Origin of the sequence: Nocardia sp. NPDC059228 (assembly GCF_042754245.1) — a bacterium.
GTDB lineage: Bacteria > Actinomycetota > Actinomycetes > Mycobacteriales > Mycobacteriaceae > Nocardia.
Map to the genome: position 1 here is coordinate 116413 of NZ_JBHZAL010000010.1, position 19641 is coordinate 136053.

Consider the following 19641-nt stretch of genomic DNA (forward strand, 5'->3'; position numbering starts at 1 on the left):
ATCCATCGCGTGCACGATCGGTGGCGCAGCCCCCGTCATTTCGCCGTCAACACCCACACCGCGTCGACGAGCGGCCCCTGCGCCTCGACAACTTCGCTGAAGCCTCGAGCTCTGTCCCCCGGATACCCCCTACCCGCCTAGCTGTCGATCAAGAGTGCAAAAGGGTTGCCGTGCAGCCCCTTTCGATGTGGCCAGATATTACCTGATCTTGGCATGCAAGCAGCAATATCCATAGCCCCACCGAAACTCCGGCACCGAATGTCAGCGCACCGCCGACGGGTTCCGGCCGTGGTGCGGCCGGAACCCGTTGCGGTCGAGGCGATCAGCCGATGTCGGCGGTGAGGGGGAGGGCAGTCACCGAGGTGCCGACGTGCAGGGTGAAGGTCCCGGGTTCGATGGCCCAGCCCCGATCGGTCCAGTGCTCGAAGGACCGCTTGGGCACGTCGATGGTGGCGGTGACGGATTCACCCGCGTTCGCCTCCACCACCGCGAATCCGGCCAGCCAGCGCACCGGCCGGTCGACGTCGCTGTGCTCGCGCGACAGATACGCCTGCACGACCTGACGGCCCCGGCGGTCACCGGTATTGCGGACGGTGACGGTCGCCGTCCGGCCGGACACCGTCAGCTCGTCGAGCTCCCACGTGGTGTAGCCGAGGCCGTGGCCGAACGGATAGGCCGGGGCCACACCCGATTTCAGCCAGGCGCGGTAGCCGATGTGAATGCCCTCGCCGTAGGGCAGCGCATTGTCGGGTGCGGGCTTGGTGTCGAGGACGGGCACGTCGGCCATCGTTTCGGGCCAGGTGGTGGGCAGGCGGCCGCCGGGTTCGGCGGCGCCGGTGAGCACGTCGGCGAGGGCCGCGCCGAATTCCTGCCCGGGGAACCAGGCGAGCAGCACGGCCGCGACGTCGTCGCGCCACGGCATCTCCACCGGCGAACCGGAGTTCACCACCACGATGGTGCGCGGGTTCACCGCGGCGACCGCGGCGACCAGATCGTCCTGCCTGCCGGGCAGCCGCAGCGTGGTGCGGTCGAAGCCTTCGGATTCGATCCGCTCGGTCGTGCCGACGACCACCACCGCCACCTCGGATGCCCGCGCCAATTCGACTGCGGCAGCGAACTCTTCGTCATCCGATCGGCGCGGACGGCCGACCGCGCAGGTGATGCCCAGGGCGGGGAAGCCATTGTCCGGCATCATGCGCACCAGCACGTCGACCTCCTGCCCGTCGGCGAGGGTGCGGGTTACGAACCGCTGCGGCGGATTCAGCAGCATCTCGACCGGATCGGCGCCAGCGGGCACCACGGTCTCCGCGAGCACCTGCTCGCCGTCCAGCGTCAGGGTCAGCGTGCCCACACCGGCGAACCCGATGCGCCACTCCCCTGCCACATCGGCCCGCAGTCGTCCGCGCAGCTCGATAGCCTTGGCCTGCAGGGCATTCGGGTTGCCGAAGAGCATGAGGCTGCCCGCCCGCCGATGCTCGGTATCCAGCACGGCCTCGCCGTCGAGGTACCGCAGCGACAGTCCCGGCTCACCGGACTCGGGGTCGGTGACCAGGTCCAGCGGAACCGGAATCATGTTCTCGCTCAGGTGCACACCCGGTGTGTGGACCACCGGCAGCACCTCCGACAGCCCCTGCAGCGGGGAGGTGGTGTGCGCCGGAATCACGGTCGCACTGCCGCCGCCCATGAAACGCGGTTCGGCGGCGGCGGACCCGAGCAGCGCGACCTGCGCTGGCTTACCGAGCGGCAGGGTGCCGTCGTTGGCGGCGAGCACCATGGCCTTGGCCGCGGCCTCGCGCACCAGACGCTGCGACGCCTCGTCGCTGAAGGCCGGAACGGGCTTGGGCGTTCCGTTCAACGCGCCGACCCGGACGGCGAATCGCAGGATGCGCCGCACCTTCTCGTCGATCGCGGACTCGGGCACCTCGCCCTCGCGGACGGCCGCTTCCAGCGGCGCGCCCCACAGCTCCCACGGACCGGGCATGGCCAGGTCGTTGCCCTTCGCCGCGCCGAGGGTGGAGCGCACGGCGGTCCAGTCCGACACCACCACGCCGTCGAAGCCCCACTCCCCCTTCAACGGTTCGTCGAGCAGGTCGTTCTCGGTCATGGTGACGCCGTTGACCGAGTTGTAGGCGGCCATGATCATCCACGCGCCCGCCTCGACGGACCGCTCGAACGGGTACAGGTACAGCTCCCGCAGGGTCCGCTCGTCCGCGACCACATTCGCGGTGAACCGCTCGGTCTCGGAGTCATTGGCGACGTAGTGCTTCGGGCACGCGCTCACCCCGTGCGCCTGCACCGCCCGCACGTAGGCGTCGGCGATCTCGGCGGTCAGCATCGGATCCTCGGAGAAGCATTCGAAATGCCTTCCGCCCAGCGGGGATCGGTGCAGGTTGATGGTCGGCCCCAGCACCGCGTACACGTCCTTGCGGCGGGCCTCGGCGGCGATGAGCGCGCCGACCTCGGTGAGCAGGTCGCGATCCCAGGTGGCGGCCAGGGCGGTGCCCGAGGGCAGGCTGACCGAGGGGTCGCGCTCGTCCCACTGCTCGCCGCGCACGCCGGACGGGCCGTCGGAGACCGGCATCTCGGCCAGCCCGATGCCCGGTTCGCCCGCGAAGCGGAAGAAGCCCGCGCCCGAGATCAGGCGAATCTTGGCGGGAAGATCCAGTTTCCCGAGGAGGTCGTCGACGACGTCGGTCATTGCTGCTCCTTCCAGAAGGTCACCAGGTCTGTGCTGACCTGCGCGGGCACATCCTCGTTCGGCACATGGCCGGAGCCGGGATAGACGGCGGTCTTCGCGTTCAGCTGCTTCGCGAACCGCTCGTGCACCTCGGGCGCCCACAGGTCATTGGTGTCGCCGTAGGCGACCAGCAGCGGCACACCCGAATCCCGCAGCACCGCCGGATCTTTCACCGGCGGCTCGGCCATGCAGGTCAGGATGCCGATGATATTGGCCTTCTTGGTGCGCAGGATCCGCTCCCGCAGGAACTCCCGGCGCTGCGGCGCGGGCTGCTGGTCGGCCTGGGCCATGACCGCGTTCATCTGCTCCCAGATGACCGCCTGCCCACCGGCTTCCACCGCCTGCGCGACCAGCAGCGGCGGCGGGAAATTGATGTCGGCGACCGAGGACGGGCCCGACGCCAGCAGGGTGAAGCTGCGGAACCGCTGCGGCCGCTCGATCACCGCGACGCGGGCGACGTAGCCGCCGAAGGAATGCCCGACCAGGTGGATGGGCTCGGCCGGCGAAATCTGGTCGACCACGCCCTGCAGGTCGCCGACGAAATCGGCCAGGGTGTACCCCGAAACCTCCTCGGGCCCTTCGGACTCCCACTGCCCGCGCTGGTCGTAGGCGACCGCCCGGTACCCGGCCGCCGCGAGCAGCGGCAGCATCTCCTCGAAGTCCTCCTTGGAGCCGGTGAAGCCCGGCACCAGCAGCGCGGTGCCGCGACGCTCGATCCCGGCGGGCGGCTCGGCCTCCCATGCGGCCAGCTTCCCGGCCGCTCCGCGCAGCGTGATCGGCGTGATGATCGGGGCCTGACTCATCGGCAATCCCTTCCCTCGTACTGCCCTGTACGGCTGGCACGAGTGTGCCAGTGGAGATCCAGTTTACCGAGTGGTCACTAGGTACTGTTATCATTTCGTAACCGTGGTCCGGTTTTGCCTGATCAACCCGCTTGACTAGTGTCCCACCTCATGACGCCCCACCCCCGACGCCGCAGACGGGGCGACGACCGCCGCGAGCAGATCATCGACGAGGCACTGAAAGCCTTCGCCGACAACGGCTATCGCAGTGCCTCCATCGCCGAGATCGCCGACCGCTGCGGCCTGTCCCAGCCCGGGCTGCTGCACTACTTCCCGAACAAGGCCGCGCTGCTGTCGGCGGTCCTCGACTACCGCGACCGCCTCGACTACGACCGCCTCGGGTTCGACCAGCAGCTGCGCGGCAAGGACGCCCTGGTCCGCCTGACCCAGCTGGTCGAGCACAATATGCACGTGCCCGGACTGGTCCGGCTGTTCACCGTGCTCACCAGCGAGGCGGTCACCGCCGACCATCCGGCCCACGAGTGGGCGTTGAACCGCTACCGCCTGCTCCAGGACTACCTGGCCGGAGCGCTCCAGGCGGGCATCGACGACGGCAGCATCCGCAAGGACATCGACCCCGCGGCCATCGCCCGCCAGGTCTTCGCCATGATGGACGGCCTGCAGCTGCAGTGGCTGGTGGATCCCGACACGGTGGACATGGCCACCCTCTTCCGCGCCTACGTCGACGAACTCATCGCCTACATCTCCTAGCGCGTCATCCGGCATCTCGCAGCGGCTCGTCCGGCATTTCCCATCGCTTCATCCGGCCACCGCGTCGCGGAAGTGCTCGGCGAGATCGAGCCCGGCAGCCTGCTCCGCCGTGACCCAGGCATGGTCGTCATGCTCGTCCGGGTTGAGAATCACCGCGCCACTGCCGTTTTCGCGCACATCGAAGACGCGCGCGTGAATCCGCAGCGGACGTCCGGCCACATCCATCCACTCGTGCGCCGAGCGCTCACCGAGGACCTCGATGGCCAGACCCGTCTCCTCCGCGACCTCGCGCACCGCGGCCTGTTCGGGTCGCTCCCCCGGCTCGACGCCACCGCCCGGCAGCTCCCACCGTCCGGCCAGGAAAACCCCGGCGGCCCTGCGGATCAGCAGGATCGTGCCGGCGCGTTCGATCCGGCAGTACACCAAATGCTTTTCTTTCACCCGTCGATCATGCGCGAACCGACGGGGACGGATTACGCGGAGTCCACCGCGTACTGATACTTCCCGCGATCGAGTTTGCGGACATTGCTGTTGTCGCGCTGCGCCATTCGCCCCAGCGCGACCGCGACGTGGTGGCGGGCGCTGATCGGCAGCTCCACGCCGCGACTCTGGAGCGCGGCGATCACCTCCGCCGGGGTCCAGGTCTGTTCGGGGTGTTCGGCGAGGAAATCGGCCACCACCCGGGGCAGCGAGCGTCCCTGCGACGGCCCGGCCGACTCGGCGGACTCCGACACATCGGTCAGCTGCTCGTCACGGGCGGTGTCCAGCCAATTCGCGACCGTGAGCAGCTTCGAGCAGGCCGCACGCAATTCGGCTCCGGGCGAACGGATGTCACCGAGGTTGTACATGGCCTGGTAGTAGCGACCGATATTGGTCAGCAGATCGATGGCTTGCTTCTCGGTGTCGGCGACGATGGCTTCGCTGCTGCGACCCGACTGCGCGGCCGCCGCCACTGCTCCCACGTCCACGTCCGACAATCCCCTTCTCTGTTGATCGACAGATGCACGGCTCACCCGACACTAGCCAAGCCGGGTGGCCGAATTGTGAAAGACTACAAGGTCATTGCCGCCCGCGCGCCCCCAACGGCGTTTCGCGTGACCGGAATGCCGGGTTCACGCTGAAAGAAGCGCAGGTGGCCGCGGTCCCGCCCGATCGTCGCGGGTTCGCCCACCCGCACCCGACACGCTGAACGTTTCGGTGCGGGCGCGTGGCGATCTTCGCCGGTTTCACCTCCCGCCGGCCCCCAGCCCCGGAATCGCTATGTCAGTGCACCTTTCGCACCCGGGTCGTCGCGGCGGTGACCGGTGCGCCCTTCCGGTTCTCGGGACGCAGTTCGGCGATCGGGTTGTCGTCGAGGTCGCGCAGGGTGGAGTGGGGTTCGCCGGCGGCGAAGGCATGCCGCTCACCCCACTGCCGCAGCGCCAGGATGGCGGTGAACAGATCCTGTCCGGCCGCGGTGAGTTCGTAGCTGTGCCGCTTGCCGCCGGGCGCGGTGCTGGTGGTGAGGATGCCGTGGTCGACGAGCCGGCGCAGCCGATCGGTGAGGATATTGCGGGCGATGCCGAGCCGCTGCTGGAACTCGGTGAACGTCGCGGCGCCGTCCATGGCGTCGCGCACGATGAGCAGGCTCCAGCGGTCACCGACGAGGTCGACGGTGCGGGCGACAGGGCAGGCGGGGTCGGTCCAGGGGCGGCCCGAGCCGAGCGTCGCGGTCATGACACATCCTCCCTATCGGTTGCGATTCGAAACCATTATTACCTACGCTGCGATTAGTTTCATTTTGCTACTGATTCTGGGAGGCGGAATGGCCCACGGGATTTCGAGGGGGCAGCGCTGGCTGCTGGCCCTGGTCTGCGCGGTGGCGGTGTCGACGATCTATGCGATCCAGCCGGTGCTGGCCGAGGCGGGCACGGACCTGGGGCTTTCCCCCGGCGCGGTGGGCTGGCTGGTGGCCGCCGGCCAGTTCGGCTATTTCGCCGGGCTGGTCCTGCTGGTCCCGCTCGGGGATGTACTGAATCGCCGTCGCCTCATCGGTGCGCAGCTCGCGCTGACCGCGGTGGGGACCGCGCTGGTGGCCGCCGCGCCGAACGGTGCCGTCGCGGTGGCGGGGCTGGTCGTGTCTGGGGTGTTCGCGGTCGTGGTACAGGTGACGGTCGGCTATGCCGCCGCCGTGTCCGCGCCGGACGAACGCGGTCGGACCATCGGTGCGATCACCTCGGGTGTGGTGGTGGGCATCCTCGGTGTCCGGGTGCTCGCGGGTGTCCTCGGCGATGCGGCCGGCTGGCGCGCGGTCTACGCGGTGCTCGCCGTGCTCTGCGCCGGGCTCGCCGTGACCGTCGGCCAGCGGCTGCATCCGGATACCCGAACGGCCACAACCCGATACACGCGGGTGCTGGCGTCGATCGGACGCCTCGTGTCCACGGATCGGCTGTTCCTGAGCCGGGGACTGATCGCCTTCTTCCTGTTCGCGTCCTTCGGAACCCTGTGGAGCGGACTCGCGCTCCCGCTCGGCGCGGATCCCTGGAACCTCGACACGACCCGGATCGGCCTGTTCGGGCTGGCGGGCCTGGCCGGGGCGCTCGGGGCCGCCCGCGCGGGGCGGTGGGCCGATTCCGGTCGCGCACAGGCGATCACGGGCTGGTCACTGGCCCTGCTCACGGCGTCCTGGCTGCTCATCGCCCAGACCGGTACCGCGCTGTGGCTGCTCGTCGCGGGAATCGTCCTGCTGGACTTCGCTGTTCAAGCGGTGCATGTCAGCAGCCAGCATCTGCTGACGACCGCCCACCCGGCCCGGGCGAGCAGTGTCATCGGCGCGTACATGGCGTTCTACTCGCTGGGATCCGCGCTCGGAGCGGTGACGACCGCCTGGGCCTACCACCGGTGGGGATGGCAGGCGTCCTGCGCTGCGGGAGCGGCTTATTCGCTGTCCGCCCTCGTGGTCTGGGCACTGACGACTCGACGGCGACCGGCGATGCGTGATGGGCTAGGCGGACGCTCGGCCGAGATACCAGGACAGCAGGCCGGGGTCGTCGACCGCGGCAGGGTCGACGACGCGACCGGGATCTGCGCCCTGTAGCAGGCGTTTGAGCGGGACTTCGAGTTTCTTGCCGGTACGGGTGTGCGGGATGCCGGGGGCTGCGATGATCACGTCGGGGACGTGGCGGGGCGACAGCGCAGTCCGGATGCTGGCGTTGATCTGCTGCCGCAGCTCATCGGTGAGCTCGCGTCCCGGAGCGAGCACCACGAACAGGGGCATCCAATAGCCGCCGTCGGGCTGTTCGATACCCAGCACCAGGGATTCGGCGATCTCCGGCAGCGCCTCCACGACCTCGTAGATGTCAGCGCTGCCCATGCGAATACCGTTGCGGTTCAGGGTGGAATCGGACCGCCCGTGCACGATGACGCTGCCGTGCGGTGTGCGGGTGATCCAGTCGCCGTGCCGCCAGACACCGGGGTACATGTCGAAATAGGCGTCGCGGTAGCGGGCGCCGTCGGGGTCGTTCCAGAACGCGACGGGCATGGAGGGCATCGGCTGAGTGACGATCAGCTCGCCCACCGCATCGTGGACGGGGTGACCGGATTCGTCCCAGGCTTCCAGGGCCACTCCCAGATACGGGGCGGACAGCTCGCCGGGCCAGACGGGGACGGTCGGTGTGCCGCCCATGAAGGCCGAGACCACATCGGTGCCGCCGCTGATCGAGGAGACCGGAATGGCACCGACATTGTCGCGCAACCACATCGACGAGGATGCCGGAAAAGCCGCACCGGTGACGCCGATCTGCCGCAGCGCACGCAGATCGTGGGCGAGCGCCGGACAGGTGCCTGCCTTCTCACACGCCAGCACGTACCCGGGGCTGGTGCCCAGGACCGTGGCGCGGGTGCGGGCGGCCAACGCCCACAGCGCATCCGGCGCGGGATGGCCCGGGCTGCCGTCGTAACAGACGATGGTCGCGCCGGTCAGCAGTCCGGAGACCTGGAAGTTCCACATCATCCAGCTGGGGCTGGTGTACCAGAAGAAGATGTCGTCCGGCCCGATATCGGAGTGCAGGGCAAGGGCTTTCAGATGCTCCAGCAGCACGCCGCCGTGGCCGTGCACGATGCCCTTGGGCTTGCCGGTGGTGCCGGAGGAGTAGAGCACCCAGAGCGGATGCTCGAAATCGACGGGCTCGGTGGCGAGCGCGAGCGGTTGCGGCGCGAACAGATCCTCGGTGACGTGGTTCCAGTCCAGGACGTCGGGCAGGGTTCGGCCGAGCCGCGACACCAGCACGGTGCTCCGCAACGAGGGCAAACCATCACGGAGAGCGGCTATTTCGGCGATCTTGTCGTGCGCCTTGCCGCCGTAGCGGTAGCCATCGGCGGTGATGAGCACGACCGGCTCGAGCTGGCCGAGGCGGTCGAGCGCCGCCGCGGCCGTATAGTCCTGTCCGCACGCGCTCCAGACGGCGCCGATACTCGCGGTGGCCAGGAAGGCGATCACGGCTTCGGGAATGTTCGGCAGGTAGCCCGCCACCCGGTCACCGCGACCGACACCCAGTTCGCGCAGTGAGCGAGCCAGAACCGCTGTGCGCGAGAGCATTTCCGTCCAGGCGAGTTCCCGCGGTGGGCTGTCCTCGCTGAGCGCGATCATCGCGGGCCGGTCGGTGCGGGCGTGCCGGACGATCTGGTCGACGTAGTTGACCCTCGTGCCGGGGAACCACCGCGCCCCCGGCATGTCACTGGAAGCCAGGACCTCGGCGGGCTCCTCGCCGACCTCGAAGTACTCCCACACCGCCCGCCAGAATCCGGCGATGTCGTCCACCGACCAGCGCCACAGCTCCGCGTAGTTCTCGGTGTGAATCCCATAGCGCCGCTCGACGAACCGGCCGAAGTCGGTGATCCGCGCTGCCGCCATGGCGCCCTCGTCCGGCACCCACTGGGGCACCGCCGCGACCGCTGCGATCTCGGTCATCGGGCGCTCCACCCGCCGTCCATGGTGTAGGAGGCCCCGGTCACCATCCGCGCGGCATCCGATGCGAGCCAGCCCACCAGCGAGGCCACCTCCTCCGGCTCCACCAGCCGCTTGATCGCGCTGTCGGTCAGCATGATCCGCTCCACCACCTGCTGCTCGGGGATGCCGTGCGCTACGGCCTGATCAGCGATCTGCTTGTCCACCAGCGGGGTTCGCACGTAGCCCGGATTCACGCAGTTACTGGTCACCCCGTGCGGCCCGCCCTCGAGAGCCGTCACCTTCGACAGCCCCTCCAGCGCGTGCTTGGCGGTCACATAGGCCGATTTGAACGCCGAGGCCCGCAGCCCGTGCACCGACGAGAGATTGATGATCCGGCCGTACCCCTGGGCGTACATGTGCGGCAGGGCCGCGCGGGTGAGCAGGAACGGGGCCTCGACCATGAGCCTCAGCATCATGCGGAACCGTTCCGGCGGGAAGTCGGTGATCGGACTGACGGTCTGGACTCCGGCATTGTTCACCAGGATGTCGGCCTCCAGCCGGAGGTCCTCCAGCGCGGTCACATCCGACAGATCCACCTGCCATGTCCGCCCGCCGAATTCGGCGGCCACCTTTTCCGCGCCCTCACCGTCGATATCGGCGACGGTCACCTGCGCGCCGCGGGCGGCCAGCTCGCGGGCGCAGGCCGCGCCGATCCCGCTCGCCCCGCCCGTCACCAGTGCGCTGCGCCCCGCCAGTTCACCCAGGGGTCCGGTCGTCTCGGTCATGCCACCTTCACCTCTGCACTGTCGTGCGTCGAATTACGCTGCGCTGCCAGGCTTTCCGCGTCGGCCCGGTCGATGGCCGCCAGGTCCGCGCCCTTGGTCTCGCGGGCGAAGAGCACCGCCACCACGGTCACCGCCGCCGAGGCCGCCAGGTACCAGGCGATCGGCACCGAGGATTTGTAGGAATCCAGCAGCCGCACCGCGATGATCGGCGCGAGCGACCCCGCCACCAGCGAGGTCACCTGATAGCCCAGGGACACACCGGAATACCGCATGCGGGTGGGGAACATCTCGGCCATGATCGCCGGCTGTGCGGAGTACATGAAGGCGTGGAACACCAGGCCGATGATGACGGCGCACAGGATGACCGCGTTGTGCTTGCTGTCCATCATCGGGAAGGCGAAGAAACCCCAGGTCGCCGCGGCGAGCGCACCGACCAGGTAGACCGGCCGCCGCCCGATGCGATCACTGAGCCGTCCGACCAGCGGGATGACCAGGAAATGCACGGTGTGCGCCGCGAGCAGCCACCACAGGATCACCTTGGTGTTCGCTCCCACATGGACTTTCAGATACGTGATACTGAAAGTGACGACGAGATAATAGAAAACGTTCTCGCCGAACCGAAGTCCCATGGCGGTGAACACACCTCGCGGGTACCGCTTCAGCACCTCGAGCGCACTGAACGAGTTCGCCTTCTCCTGCTCGGCCAGCTGTTGCGCGGTCACGAAGATCGGCGCATCGGTGATCTTGGTGCGTACGTAGTAGCCGATCAGCACCACCACCGCCGACAGCCAGAAGGCCACCCGCCAGCCCCAGGACAAGAACGCCGCGTCCGACAGTGTCGAGGTCAGCACCAGCAGCACGATGGTGGCGAGCATATTGCCCACCGGCACCGCCGCCTGCGGCCACGACGCCCAGAACGCGCGGCTGCGGCTCGGACTGTGCTCGGCGACGAGCAGCACCGCGCCGCCCCATTCACCGCCGACCGCGAAGCCCTGGATGAACCGCAGCACCACCAGCAGCACCGGGGCCAGATAGCCGACCTGCCCGAAGGTCGGCAGGCAGCCCATCAGGAAGGTGGCCGCGCCGACCAGGATCAGGCTCAGCTGCAACAGCTTCTTGCGCCCGTACTTGTCGCCGAAGTGCCCGAAGACGATGCCACCCAAGGGCCGTGCCGCGAAGCCGACCGCGTAGGTGATGAAGGCCGCCAGGATGGCGTCCAGGTCGCTGGTGCCCTTGGCGAAGAACACCTTGTTGAACACCAGCGTCGCCGCGGTGCCGTAGAGGAAGAATTCGTACCACTCGACCACGGTCCCCGCCATGGACGCGGCGACCACACGCCGTAATCCGGCCAGGCCGCCGGCTTGCGGTTCGGTATCCGGGAGGCTCATCGCGCAACTCCTTCACGCTCGGGCCGCTTCACCCCTCATCTGTGATGCGGCCCACATACTTCGATGCCAAGGAGTATTCGTGCACATTCGGCGCGCCCGCAATAACCAGATCCGCAGCCACAATCTGCAAGAATGCAGAAATGAGCGTGACCTCCACCACAACCCGCCTCAGCCCCGATGATCTGCTGGTGCTGCTCGCGGTGGGCCGCACCGGCCGCTACGTCTCGGCGGCGGAGGAACTGGGCATCAACCACACGACCATCTCGCGGCGCATCGCGGCGCTGGAGCAGGCGCTCGGCGGCCGGGTGCTGATTCGCGGTGCGAGCGGATGGGAGCTCACCGATCTGGGCCGGGAGGCGCTCACCGCGGCCGAGGCCATCGAATCCGCGGTCCGCTCGCTGACCTCCGACACCCCGGAACTCGAAGGCGTGGTGCGCATGTCGGCCACCGACGGGTTCAGCGCCTACGTGGCCGCGCCCGCCATCGCGAGGATGCAGCGCCGTCATCCCGGGCTGTCGGTCGAGATCGTCACCGCCACCCGGCTGGCGTCGTTGCAGCGATCCGGCTTCGATATCGAAGTGGTGGTGGGCAAACCACAACTGCGCCGCGCCCGCGCCATCGCCCTGGGCGACTACACGCTCGGGCTCTACGCCTCCCACGGCTATCTCGCCGACCACCCGGCTCCGGAGGCTCTCGAAGACCTGTCCCGCCACCCGCTGGTCTACTTCATCGACTCCATGCTCCAGGTCGACGACCTCGACCTGGCCCCCACCTTCGCGCCCGCCATGCGCGAATCCATCTCCTCCACCAATGTTTTCGTGCACGTGGAGGCGACCCGGGCGGCCGCCGGCCTGGGCCTGCTCCCCTGCTTCATGGCCGACCGGCACGCCGACCTGGCCCGCGTGCTGCCGGAAATCTCTGTGCGCCTGACCTATTGGCTCGTCGCGCGCCCGGAAACCCTGCGCCGCCCCGAAGTCGCCGCCCTCGTCGAGGCGCTGCGCGAGCAGGTGGACACCCACCACGACATGCTCATGGGTTCAGCCACCTCACCGGATCACTGACGGCGAGCCGGTATCCGAACCACCGGGGCTGTTATGTTCTGCCGATGGGTGGGCAAGTCCCGGTGTGGGTACCGATAGTCGTTGCGGCGCCGGGGTTCATCGGTGTGCTCGGAGCCCAGTTGATCGCCGCGTGGCGTGAGGCCCAGATCGCCTACCGGACCTTGCGGGCACCGGCGCTCGACACGGCGGCCGATTCTCGCCAGCATGGGCGGTGAGCGTCGGTGACCATCGTGAGCATGACAGCGGAAGCGATGACCACCCTGCGGGCCTTCTATGCGGCCGAGGCCGCCTACCTCACCGAGGGGGCCGAGTTCGAGGAGATGGCTCGGCATCTGGCGCCGGATGTCGTGATGCACCAGGCCGCGAGCCTGCCCTACGGCGGGCAGTGGACCGGGCACGAGGGCATACGCGAATTCCTCGCCGCCATGGGAGACAGCTGGGACGGCCTGTGGTTCGACGAGCAGCACTTCCTCAGCGAAGGGGAACGGGTCGTCGCCTACAGCCGAGGCCGGCTGCGTGCCCGGCGCACCGGACGGGTACTGGAAACCTCTCTGCTGCAATGGATCAGCTTCCAGGACGGTCTGATCACCGAATTCCGGCCCTACTATCACGACACCTCGGCGGTCCTGGCCGCTCTGGCCGAGAACGCCTGATCACCGGGGCACAGGCCCACGATCGCGACGGCGCAGCCCGGGTCGAAGGGGGGCGACACGGCCTGGGCCGAAGGCGAAACTGGGACCGACCGGTTGGCCTCGGCGCGGCGGTGGCACAGTGGACCGGGCACGGACCCGACCGAGGAGGAGCCATCCATGAGCGGACGTACCCCCAGCCGTTGGGAGGAGCTCACCGCTGCCGACCCGGCGCATTCGAAGTGGTACGTGGAGCGGTTCCGGAGATTGGCGGCCGAGGGCGCGGATATCGTCGGGGAGGCGCGGCTGATCGACGCGATGCTCGACCGCGGTAGCCGGGTCCTGGATGCGGGGTGTGGTCCGGGGCGTGTGGGTGGCTATCTGCACGACGCGGGTCACGTCGTGGTCGGGGTCGACGTCGATCCGGTCTTGATCGCTGCCGCAGAGCACGACCATCCCGGCCCGACCTGGATTGTCGGTGATCTCGCCGAACTGGACCTGCCGGCCCGCAACATCACCGCCGACTTCGATGTCATCGTGTGCGCGGGGAACGTCATGACATTTCTGGCGCCCTCCACGCGAGAGGCGGTGCTGGCGGGTTTCGCCCGCAACCTCGCCCCGCGCGGCCGGGTGGTCACGGGTTTCGGAGCCGACCGCGGCTACGAGTTCCCGCAGTTCCTGACCGACGCCGAGAACGCCGGACTCGCAGTGGATTTGCTGCTCTCGACGTGGGACCTACGCCCATTCACCGACCAGTCCGACTTTCTGGTGGCGGTGTTCTCGCGCGCAGACTGAAACCTGCTCTGCCCCAGGAAACCCCGACCAGGCGACCGGTGGAATTCGGTCCGCTGCAACACCGAACACCCTGCAATTCGGGTCCAGGCATCCGTCTCCGGTGCAGCGGCGCGCGGACTTACGGTCGGAGATGCGGGGCATCCGAGATGGTGGCGGTGGGCGAATCCCATTCGCCCACCGCAACATTCAGCTACGCCCACTGCCCGGGCCGAAGCACGTCCAGCCAGTGAGTCGGCCATGTCGCGAGGGCCACGATCACCATGATCGCCAGGTGCACGGGTGCCGCGAAACTCTCCTTGGGTCCGTGGTGGTTGATGATGTGCGTGACCACGGCGCCGGTCAGTACCAGGATCAGCACCGCGGCGCCGAGGAATCGTGCCTCGTGGAACGGGATCACCAAGAGCAGCGCGCACACCCCCTCGATCCCGCCGACCACAAACCGGAACCAGGCGGGCCAGCCCCACTCCGCGAATTTGATCGAGTACGCAGGCCCGAAAAACGTCGGCCCGGGCCAGAACTTGGTCACCGCCCCCATCATGAACTCGAAGGCGAGGAACCACAGGAAACCGGTCGCGACCCATCCGGGCCAGGTGTGAGCGATAGTCATACCGCCATGACCACCCGCACGGCTGAAATGTGACACGCGCAGTGTGCAGGCGAGATGGGTTCGCCACCTACGCTCGAATACTCGCCGCCCACTGCGTATTTCGCCCCGATGCGGCCACCGCCCGCACGAACGGCTCTGTGCCATCAGCGACCTCGACTGCCGCGACGAACATGCCGTACGAGCGGTATTCCTCCGCACTGGAGTCGACGATCTCCTCGATGGTCGTGGCGGCCGCCGCGGAGATCCGGAACTCTTGTCCGGTCGCGGTGGCCACGTCCCACCCGTGCAGAGCGAGCTCGGCGAGCAGCATTCCCGCGACGTCGGATGCGGGCGTCGAGGCCCAGCCAAGGTCGATCTCACCCTCCCACACGGCGGGCTCGGACCAGGCCTGCACTGCTCGATCCAACTGCGCCGCATACTCTTCGGCCCAATCCGCTGTCGCCGTGAAGTCACGCGCACTCAGATCGTCGGGGATCGCCCGCCGCCGCGCCCGGCACTCCAGCCCGTAGGCCGAGTAGAGCACCCAGTGGTTGATCAGCGTCCGCACATCGAATTCGGTACACGGCGTCGGCGCCGACAACTGCTCCGGTCGAACTCCCCGAGCCACCCGCCCAGCCTCAGCGGCACACTCGGTCATCGCTGAAAGGATCTTGTTCATGCCGAGGACGCTATGCCGAGGGCGGCCGTGTGGTCTTGGAAAAATACGTCACGGCGACCGCACCCAGTGGCACAGGCGAATATCCGCAATGGCTGCACCTGCGGTCCGCGATGCCACGCGATTCGTCACCGCTTCCAGTCGCGGCGTGTCGAGGATGCCGTCGGGCACCGCGGAGAAGGACGATCGGCCGGCGCTCGACTCGTACGAGTGGAGCGAGACGATTGTGCTGGGCCGGGTAATGAACGTGGCGTGATGGCGACGGCGGGACGGTGCCGGGCATCTCGGGTTGGAACCACCATCACCGCAGATTCTGGATCTAAGGCAGGCGCACATGAGCGACGTCTTCGGAATTGCAGATAGGACAGCATTGGTCACGGGCTCGGGGCGGAATATCGGGCGGGCGATCGTGCTCGAGCCGGCCGGCTGCGGCGCGAACGTCATTGTCAACACCCGCAGCGATCAGGCGGAAGCCGACTCGGTGGCGAAGGAGGCCGCGGATCTCGGCGTCGGCTCCCTGGTGGTGATAGGTAACGCCGCCGACAAGGGACCGTGGAGCGGATGCGGACCCAGGCCGAGGCGACATTCGGCGGCGTGGATATCTACGTCAGCAACGCTGCCCGACGGCTTTACAAGGACTTCTTCGAGATCACCGATGAGGAATGGCACTACCGGCCGGCGAGGATGGCTGGCTGGACGGCTGGAACCGGGTCCCCCGCTCGGTCGGCAAGGGCGGCCTGCGCACCCTGACCAAGTCGCTGGCCTCCGGGTTGGGCCAGTACGGCATCACCGTCAACGACGTCTCTCCCGGATTCATCGACACCGCCCGCGACATGCAGACCCACCCCGAGGTCACCCCCGAAAGAACGGAGACTTTCCTCCCGACCATCCCCGTCCGACGACAGCCGACGCCCGAGGAGCTGGCATGCGCCTTCCTGGCTCGACGCGTTCCGCCGCCATCACCGGTGCGGTTATCCACGTCAATGGCGGTCAATGGATGTTCGGATAACAACGGCAATAGCGATGGTCGCGGTGGAGGGCCTCGGTGCTGGTGTTCCGCTGGTCGGGGGGTCTTACGGAACACCAGCCGAGGGCGATGCATCAGATGGGGCATTCGTCCATCCGATGCAAGCGTCGAATGCGTTGTTCTTCTCTCTTCTTACGTATCAGGTCGGCCGGAGGTTCACTCGAAGCCTGCGCGTCCGACTCGCGTATCCAGGTGTCGGCGGTAGCATCCCGTGCCGTGAGTGGCGATCCGAGGCCGGGTTCGTGACCACGGCCGGACGCGGGGACGCGTCCTTCACCGGGTCGATCGCCGAGATTTACCACAGCCTGCTGGTTCCGATGATCTTCGCGGAACCGGCTCGGCTCCTTGCGGAATCGGTGGCCACGGCGGACGCTGTCGACATTCTCGAAACGGCTGCCGGGACCGGGGCGCTGACGAGGGAACTCGTCCGGCTGGGTGGGCACAACATCGTGTCAACCGATCTGAACGAACCCATGGTGGCAGCGGCCGCAGCCAGGCTCGTTTCCGAGCGGGTGCATTGGCAGGTGGCGGACGCCCAGAGTCTGCCTTTCTCCGACCGCTCCTTCGATGTGGTCGCATGCCAATTCGGCGCAATGTTCCTGCCCGACAAGGTACGCGGATACGCCGAGGCGCTCCGGGTGCTGCGCCCGAATGGCATGTTCGCCTTCAACGTCTGGGACCGGATCGAGAACAACGCCGTACCCTTTGTCATCACCGGGGCACTGTGCGCGGCGGCACCCGACGAGCCGCTCGAATTCTTCCGCCGCACGCCCTACGGATACTTCGACATCGACCGAATCCGCGGCGAACTCGAAACGGCCGGATTCGACCGGATCACCGGTGAATACATCGAGGGCTCCAGTCACTCGACGCCGGAGAGCGGTGCGGAGGCGTTCTGCCAGGGAACCCCGCTGCGTGGCGAAATCGAACGCCACTCGTCCCTCGACGTCGAATCCGCAACCGCGATCGCAACCACGGAATTACGCCGGCGATATGGGCCAGGCGAGTTCGACGCGCCAATCCGATGGCTGCAGATCACAGCCCGGCGGCCAGCCGATTGAGCGGTATTCCGCCGCAACTTGCCCTATGCCGAAACCGACACGCCCACAGCTTCGTCACCGGCACCGCCGAGCACCATTCGCTCTGCCGCATGTCTCACCCGGCACCGAATCGATCTGATGCCCCTGTCCGACGAATTGGCCTCAGCGACAACGAAACTCGGCATCCAGGGAGCCAGGGCATACGCGATCAGCGCCGACTCGAACGACCCTGCTCACACCGTCGAGCGGGCGGGCACAAGCGAGAATTGCAGCGCCGAAGCATATCGATAGCTATCTATTCGCCACAGCTCAAGTCTTGTGACAATCCCGGCAATGAAATCCCCGAGATCGAGGTAATTGAAGGCAGAATGTCGCCATGCCGACATTTGCTCGATTGTTGCACACTGCCGTCGCAGGGGCGCTGATTGTGGCAGTCAGTCATAACGTCGCGGCCGCTCCCGCCGCGAGTGCTCCGAATGGCCTGTTGCCCTGGCCTCGTTCCGAGCCGGACGGAATACAGGCGCCGGGGGCTGAACTGGCAGACGGAATTACCGGCACGATGCTGTGGTCACGAGAGCCGGACACATCGGTCCCGATAGCCAGCATCGCAAAGGTGATGACGGCACTGGTCGTGATCAATACCGGCGACCTCGACCGGACTGTCACCGTGCCGCAGGAGGCCATGCCCTATTGCGCCCGGAACGACGGGAGCAGCGCAGGGCTGGTCCCCGGCGAAGTGTTCACCACACGACAGGCCCTGTACGCGATGATGCTGCCTTCCGGCTGCGACGCCGCTTATACCCTGGCCGATGCCTACGGGCCCGGCCAAGACGGCTTCATCGCCAGAATGAACGACACCGCAGGTCAAATGGGCCTGACGGGAACACATTTCGCCGATCCCAGCGGACTGCCCTCCCCCGACGACTACTCCACGTATTCCACACCGGCGAACCTGGTGGCCCTCGGCCTGCGCGCGATGGGCCTGCCGGCGTTCCGCGAGATCGCGGGGTCGGAGAGCTATCACCTGCCCGCCGGCCCGGCCAATCGCGAGCACCACTGGCAGACCACGAATCTGCTGCTGCACGAGTATCCCGGCACCATCGGCATCAAGACAGGATCCACCGACGCCGCGGGAGCCTGCCTGCTGTTCGAGACGGTGCGGGCTGGAATACCGCTGATCGGTGTAGTCCTGCACAGCTCACCCGGCAGCGGCCGCGCCGCGAAGGAAGACGCCGAACGCATGCTGAACTGGGCCTACCAACCCATCTTCAGCGCGCTGCCGATCCGTTAGCTCCGACTACCGCAGGCCACCCGCGAATCCCGGCCCACGAACGCCAACGGCCCGAAATCAATTCGGACCGTTGGCGTTCCACGGCATCGGGAGACACATTCGCACCGCCAGGTCACGGCAGCCCATCACCCGCGGCAAACATTCTTCAGAGGACCTCCGATACCCGGTAGGCGACTCCGTCGTCGACCAGATATCCCGATCCCGCGGCAACAATGTCGTTGAGCGCGGGAGAAGGGCTGCGCGCATCAGCGGCTGGTGCTCTGTGGGTGCTCGGGCTTGCCTTGACGCCGAGGTCAATGTTTACGGTCGAGGCATGAGGATCGGCGAGTTGGCGAAGCAGGCGGGGACAACGACACGGGCGTTGCGGTTCTACGAATCGCAGGGATTGATCACGGCAGGGCGTGAGGCCAACGGATACCGGGAGTACAGCGATGCCGATGCCCGGATGGTCGAAGAAATTCTGGCCCTGCAGGCTGTCGGATTCAGCCTGGAGGACACGCGGCCGTTCGTGGAGTGTCTGCGGGCAGGCCACGAGGCCGGAGACGCGTGTTCCGATTCGATCGACGTATACCGCCGCCGTCTCGCCGAAGTCGACGCTCTGATGGATCAGCTCACCGCCTTGCGCGCGGCCTTGACGGACAAACTCGTGGCGGCTCAGGCCAGGCAGGCCGATTCATGCTGTGGCGGTGTCGAATTGATATCGGATCTGTGTGAAGCGAAGGAATCGTGATGTTGTCGAACGATGTTGGGTCCGAGCTGAAGGTCGTGACCGACGAGACCTTCGAGCGCGAGGTACTCGAACACCCGCGACCGGTGCTGGTCGAGTTCGGGGCCGAATGGTGCCCACCCTGCCGGATGGTCGCACCCGTCGTGGCCGCCATTGCTCGTGAGCGCGCTGACCTGCTCACCATATACAAGGTCGACACTGATGAAAATCCTTCCGTCACTGCCACTTACCGGGTCATGTCGGCGCCGACCTTCATCCTCTTCCGGGGCGGTCGGCCGATCCTCACCGTGGTCGGCGCGCGCTCCAAGGCCAAGCTTCTGTCCGAGCTCGACCATGCGCTCGCTTCTGCCCCTCGGAATCCTGACGGCTGGTGAGCGCAGGCGTCCGGCACGGATTTCGACGCGCCGGACGGGTTGACT

The 19641-nt window shown here is 67.5% G+C and carries 20 protein-coding genes and 1 pseudogene; 11 read left to right on the forward strand and 10 right to left on the reverse strand.

Going from position 1 to position 19641, the window contains the following annotated elements:
* Positions 1-322 precede the first annotated feature (322 nt).
* Both ACFXKA_RS18015 and ACFXKA_RS18020 read right to left on the reverse strand, forming a co-directional pair.
* Complete coding sequence (locus ACFXKA_RS18015; RefSeq protein WP_379428087.1) at positions 323-2698, reverse strand: beta-glucosidase; 2376 nt, start codon at positions 2696-2698, stop codon at positions 323-325.
* Positions 2695-3540 carry an alpha/beta fold hydrolase gene (locus tag ACFXKA_RS18020; protein WP_379428088.1) on the reverse strand — a complete coding sequence of 282 codons (846 nt, stop codon included), beginning with the start codon at positions 3538-3540 and terminating at the stop codon, positions 2695-2697. Before ACFXKA_RS18020 ends, ACFXKA_RS18015 begins: the two co-directional genes overlap by 4 nt.
* A 150-nt stretch (positions 3541-3690) precedes the next feature.
* Between ACFXKA_RS18020 and ACFXKA_RS18025 the strand changes: the two genes are divergently transcribed.
* Complete coding sequence (locus ACFXKA_RS18025) at positions 3691-4290, forward strand: TetR/AcrR family transcriptional regulator (RefSeq protein WP_379428089.1); 600 nt, start codon at positions 3691-3693, stop codon at positions 4288-4290.
* Between the two features lie 48 nt (positions 4291-4338).
* On the opposite strand, the gene ACFXKA_RS18030 is transcribed toward ACFXKA_RS18025, so the two are convergent.
* The 3 genes from ACFXKA_RS18030 to ACFXKA_RS18040 all read right to left on the reverse strand — a co-directional run bounded on the left by ACFXKA_RS18030 (position 4339) and on the right by ACFXKA_RS18040 (position 6006).
* On the reverse strand, positions 4339-4731 hold the full coding sequence (locus tag ACFXKA_RS18030) for an NUDIX domain-containing protein (RefSeq protein WP_379428090.1): 393 nt from the start codon (positions 4729-4731) through the stop codon (positions 4339-4341).
* Between the two features lie 32 nt (positions 4732-4763).
* Positions 4764-5258, reverse strand: coding sequence for a hypothetical protein (locus tag ACFXKA_RS18035; protein ID WP_379428091.1), 495 nt, complete (start codon positions 5256-5258; stop codon positions 4764-4766).
* Positions 5259-5553: 295 nt separating this feature from the next.
* Positions 5554-6006: a winged helix-turn-helix transcriptional regulator gene (locus tag ACFXKA_RS18040; RefSeq protein WP_379428092.1), complete on the reverse strand. Its 453-nt coding sequence runs from the start codon at positions 6004-6006 to the stop codon at positions 5554-5556.
* An 88-nt stretch (positions 6007-6094) separates the two neighbouring features.
* Between ACFXKA_RS18040 and ACFXKA_RS18045 the strand changes: the two genes are divergently transcribed.
* The gene (locus tag ACFXKA_RS18045; RefSeq protein ID WP_379428093.1) at positions 6095-7366 is read left to right on the forward strand and encodes an MFS transporter; all 1272 of its coding nucleotides are present in this window, start codon (positions 6095-6097) and stop codon (positions 7364-7366) included.
* On the opposite strand, the gene ACFXKA_RS18050 is transcribed toward ACFXKA_RS18045, so the two are convergent.
* From ACFXKA_RS18050 to ACFXKA_RS18060, 3 genes are read right to left on the reverse strand one after another with little or no spacing between them, the layout of a single operon-like run.
* Positions 7274-9238 (reverse strand): acetoacetate--CoA ligase, encoded by a 1965-nt coding sequence (locus ACFXKA_RS18050; RefSeq protein WP_379428094.1) that lies wholly within the window; start codon positions 9236-9238, stop codon positions 7274-7276. The two genes, ACFXKA_RS18045 and ACFXKA_RS18050, sit on opposite strands and share 93 nt — an antisense overlap.
* Entirely contained in the window at positions 9235-9981 is a 747-nt protein-coding gene (locus ACFXKA_RS18055; protein WP_354844006.1) for a 3-hydroxybutyrate dehydrogenase, read from the reverse strand. The genes ACFXKA_RS18050 and ACFXKA_RS18055 overlap by 4 nt, the downstream gene beginning before the upstream one ends.
* Before the next feature lie 17 nt (positions 9982-9998).
* Entirely contained in the window at positions 9999-11390 is a 1392-nt protein-coding gene (locus ACFXKA_RS18060; RefSeq protein ID WP_354843691.1) for an MFS transporter, read from the reverse strand.
* A gap of 140 nt (positions 11391-11530) precedes the next feature.
* Between ACFXKA_RS18060 and ACFXKA_RS18065 the strand changes: the two genes are divergently transcribed.
* The 4 genes from ACFXKA_RS18065 (at position 11531) to ACFXKA_RS18080 (ending at position 13875) form a co-directional block, all read left to right on the forward strand.
* On the forward strand, positions 11531-12451 hold the full coding sequence (locus tag ACFXKA_RS18065; protein ID WP_354843694.1) for a LysR family transcriptional regulator: 921 nt from the start codon (positions 11531-11533) through the stop codon (positions 12449-12451).
* A 44-nt stretch (positions 12452-12495) separates the two neighbouring features.
* Complete coding sequence (locus ACFXKA_RS18070) at positions 12496-12666, forward strand: hypothetical protein (protein WP_379428095.1); 171 nt, start codon at positions 12496-12498, stop codon at positions 12664-12666.
* Between the two features lie 21 nt (positions 12667-12687).
* The gene (locus ACFXKA_RS18075; protein ID WP_379428096.1) at positions 12688-13104 is read left to right on the forward strand and encodes a nuclear transport factor 2 family protein; all 417 of its coding nucleotides are present in this window, start codon (positions 12688-12690) and stop codon (positions 13102-13104) included.
* Positions 13105-13260: 156 nt separating this feature from the next.
* A complete protein-coding gene (locus tag ACFXKA_RS18080; RefSeq protein WP_379428097.1) occupies positions 13261-13875 on the forward strand; it encodes a class I SAM-dependent methyltransferase in 615 nt (204 codons plus the stop codon).
* Positions 13876-14065: 190 nt separating this feature from the next.
* Here ACFXKA_RS18080 and ACFXKA_RS18085 read toward each other — a convergent pair whose 3' ends face one another.
* Positions 14066-14482 carry a DoxX family protein gene (locus ACFXKA_RS18085; RefSeq protein ID WP_379428098.1) on the reverse strand — a complete coding sequence of 139 codons (417 nt, stop codon included), beginning with the start codon at positions 14480-14482 and terminating at the stop codon, positions 14066-14068.
* A gap of 67 nt (positions 14483-14549) precedes the next feature.
* Entirely contained in the window at positions 14550-15140 is a 591-nt protein-coding gene (locus ACFXKA_RS18090; RefSeq protein WP_379428099.1) for a TIGR03086 family metal-binding protein, read from the reverse strand.
* Positions 15141-15799: 659 nt separating this feature from the next.
* Between ACFXKA_RS18090 and ACFXKA_RS18095 the strand changes: the two are divergent.
* From ACFXKA_RS18095 to ACFXKA_RS18115, 5 genes and pseudogenes are all read left to right on the forward strand, one after another.
* Positions 15800-16063 (forward strand): annotated as a pseudogene (locus ACFXKA_RS18095) (SDR family oxidoreductase); the annotation flags it as partial.
* 97 nt (positions 16064-16160) lie between these two features.
* Positions 16161-17225 (forward strand): class I SAM-dependent methyltransferase, encoded by a 1065-nt coding sequence (locus ACFXKA_RS18100; RefSeq protein ID WP_379428100.1) that lies wholly within the window; start codon positions 16161-16163, stop codon positions 17223-17225.
* 355 nt (positions 17226-17580) lie between these two features.
* Positions 17581-18495, forward strand: a complete 915-nt coding sequence (locus ACFXKA_RS18105; protein ID WP_379428101.1) for a D-alanyl-D-alanine carboxypeptidase family protein — start codon at positions 17581-17583, stop codon at positions 18493-18495.
* 313 nt (positions 18496-18808) lie between these two features.
* A complete protein-coding gene (locus ACFXKA_RS18110; protein ID WP_379428102.1) occupies positions 18809-19225 on the forward strand; it encodes a MerR family transcriptional regulator in 417 nt (138 codons plus the stop codon).
* On the forward strand, positions 19225-19596 hold the full coding sequence (locus ACFXKA_RS18115) for a thioredoxin family protein (protein WP_379428103.1): 372 nt from the start codon (positions 19225-19227) through the stop codon (positions 19594-19596). Before ACFXKA_RS18110 ends, ACFXKA_RS18115 begins: the two co-directional genes overlap by 1 nt.
* The last annotated feature ends 45 nt before the right edge of the window (positions 19597-19641 follow it).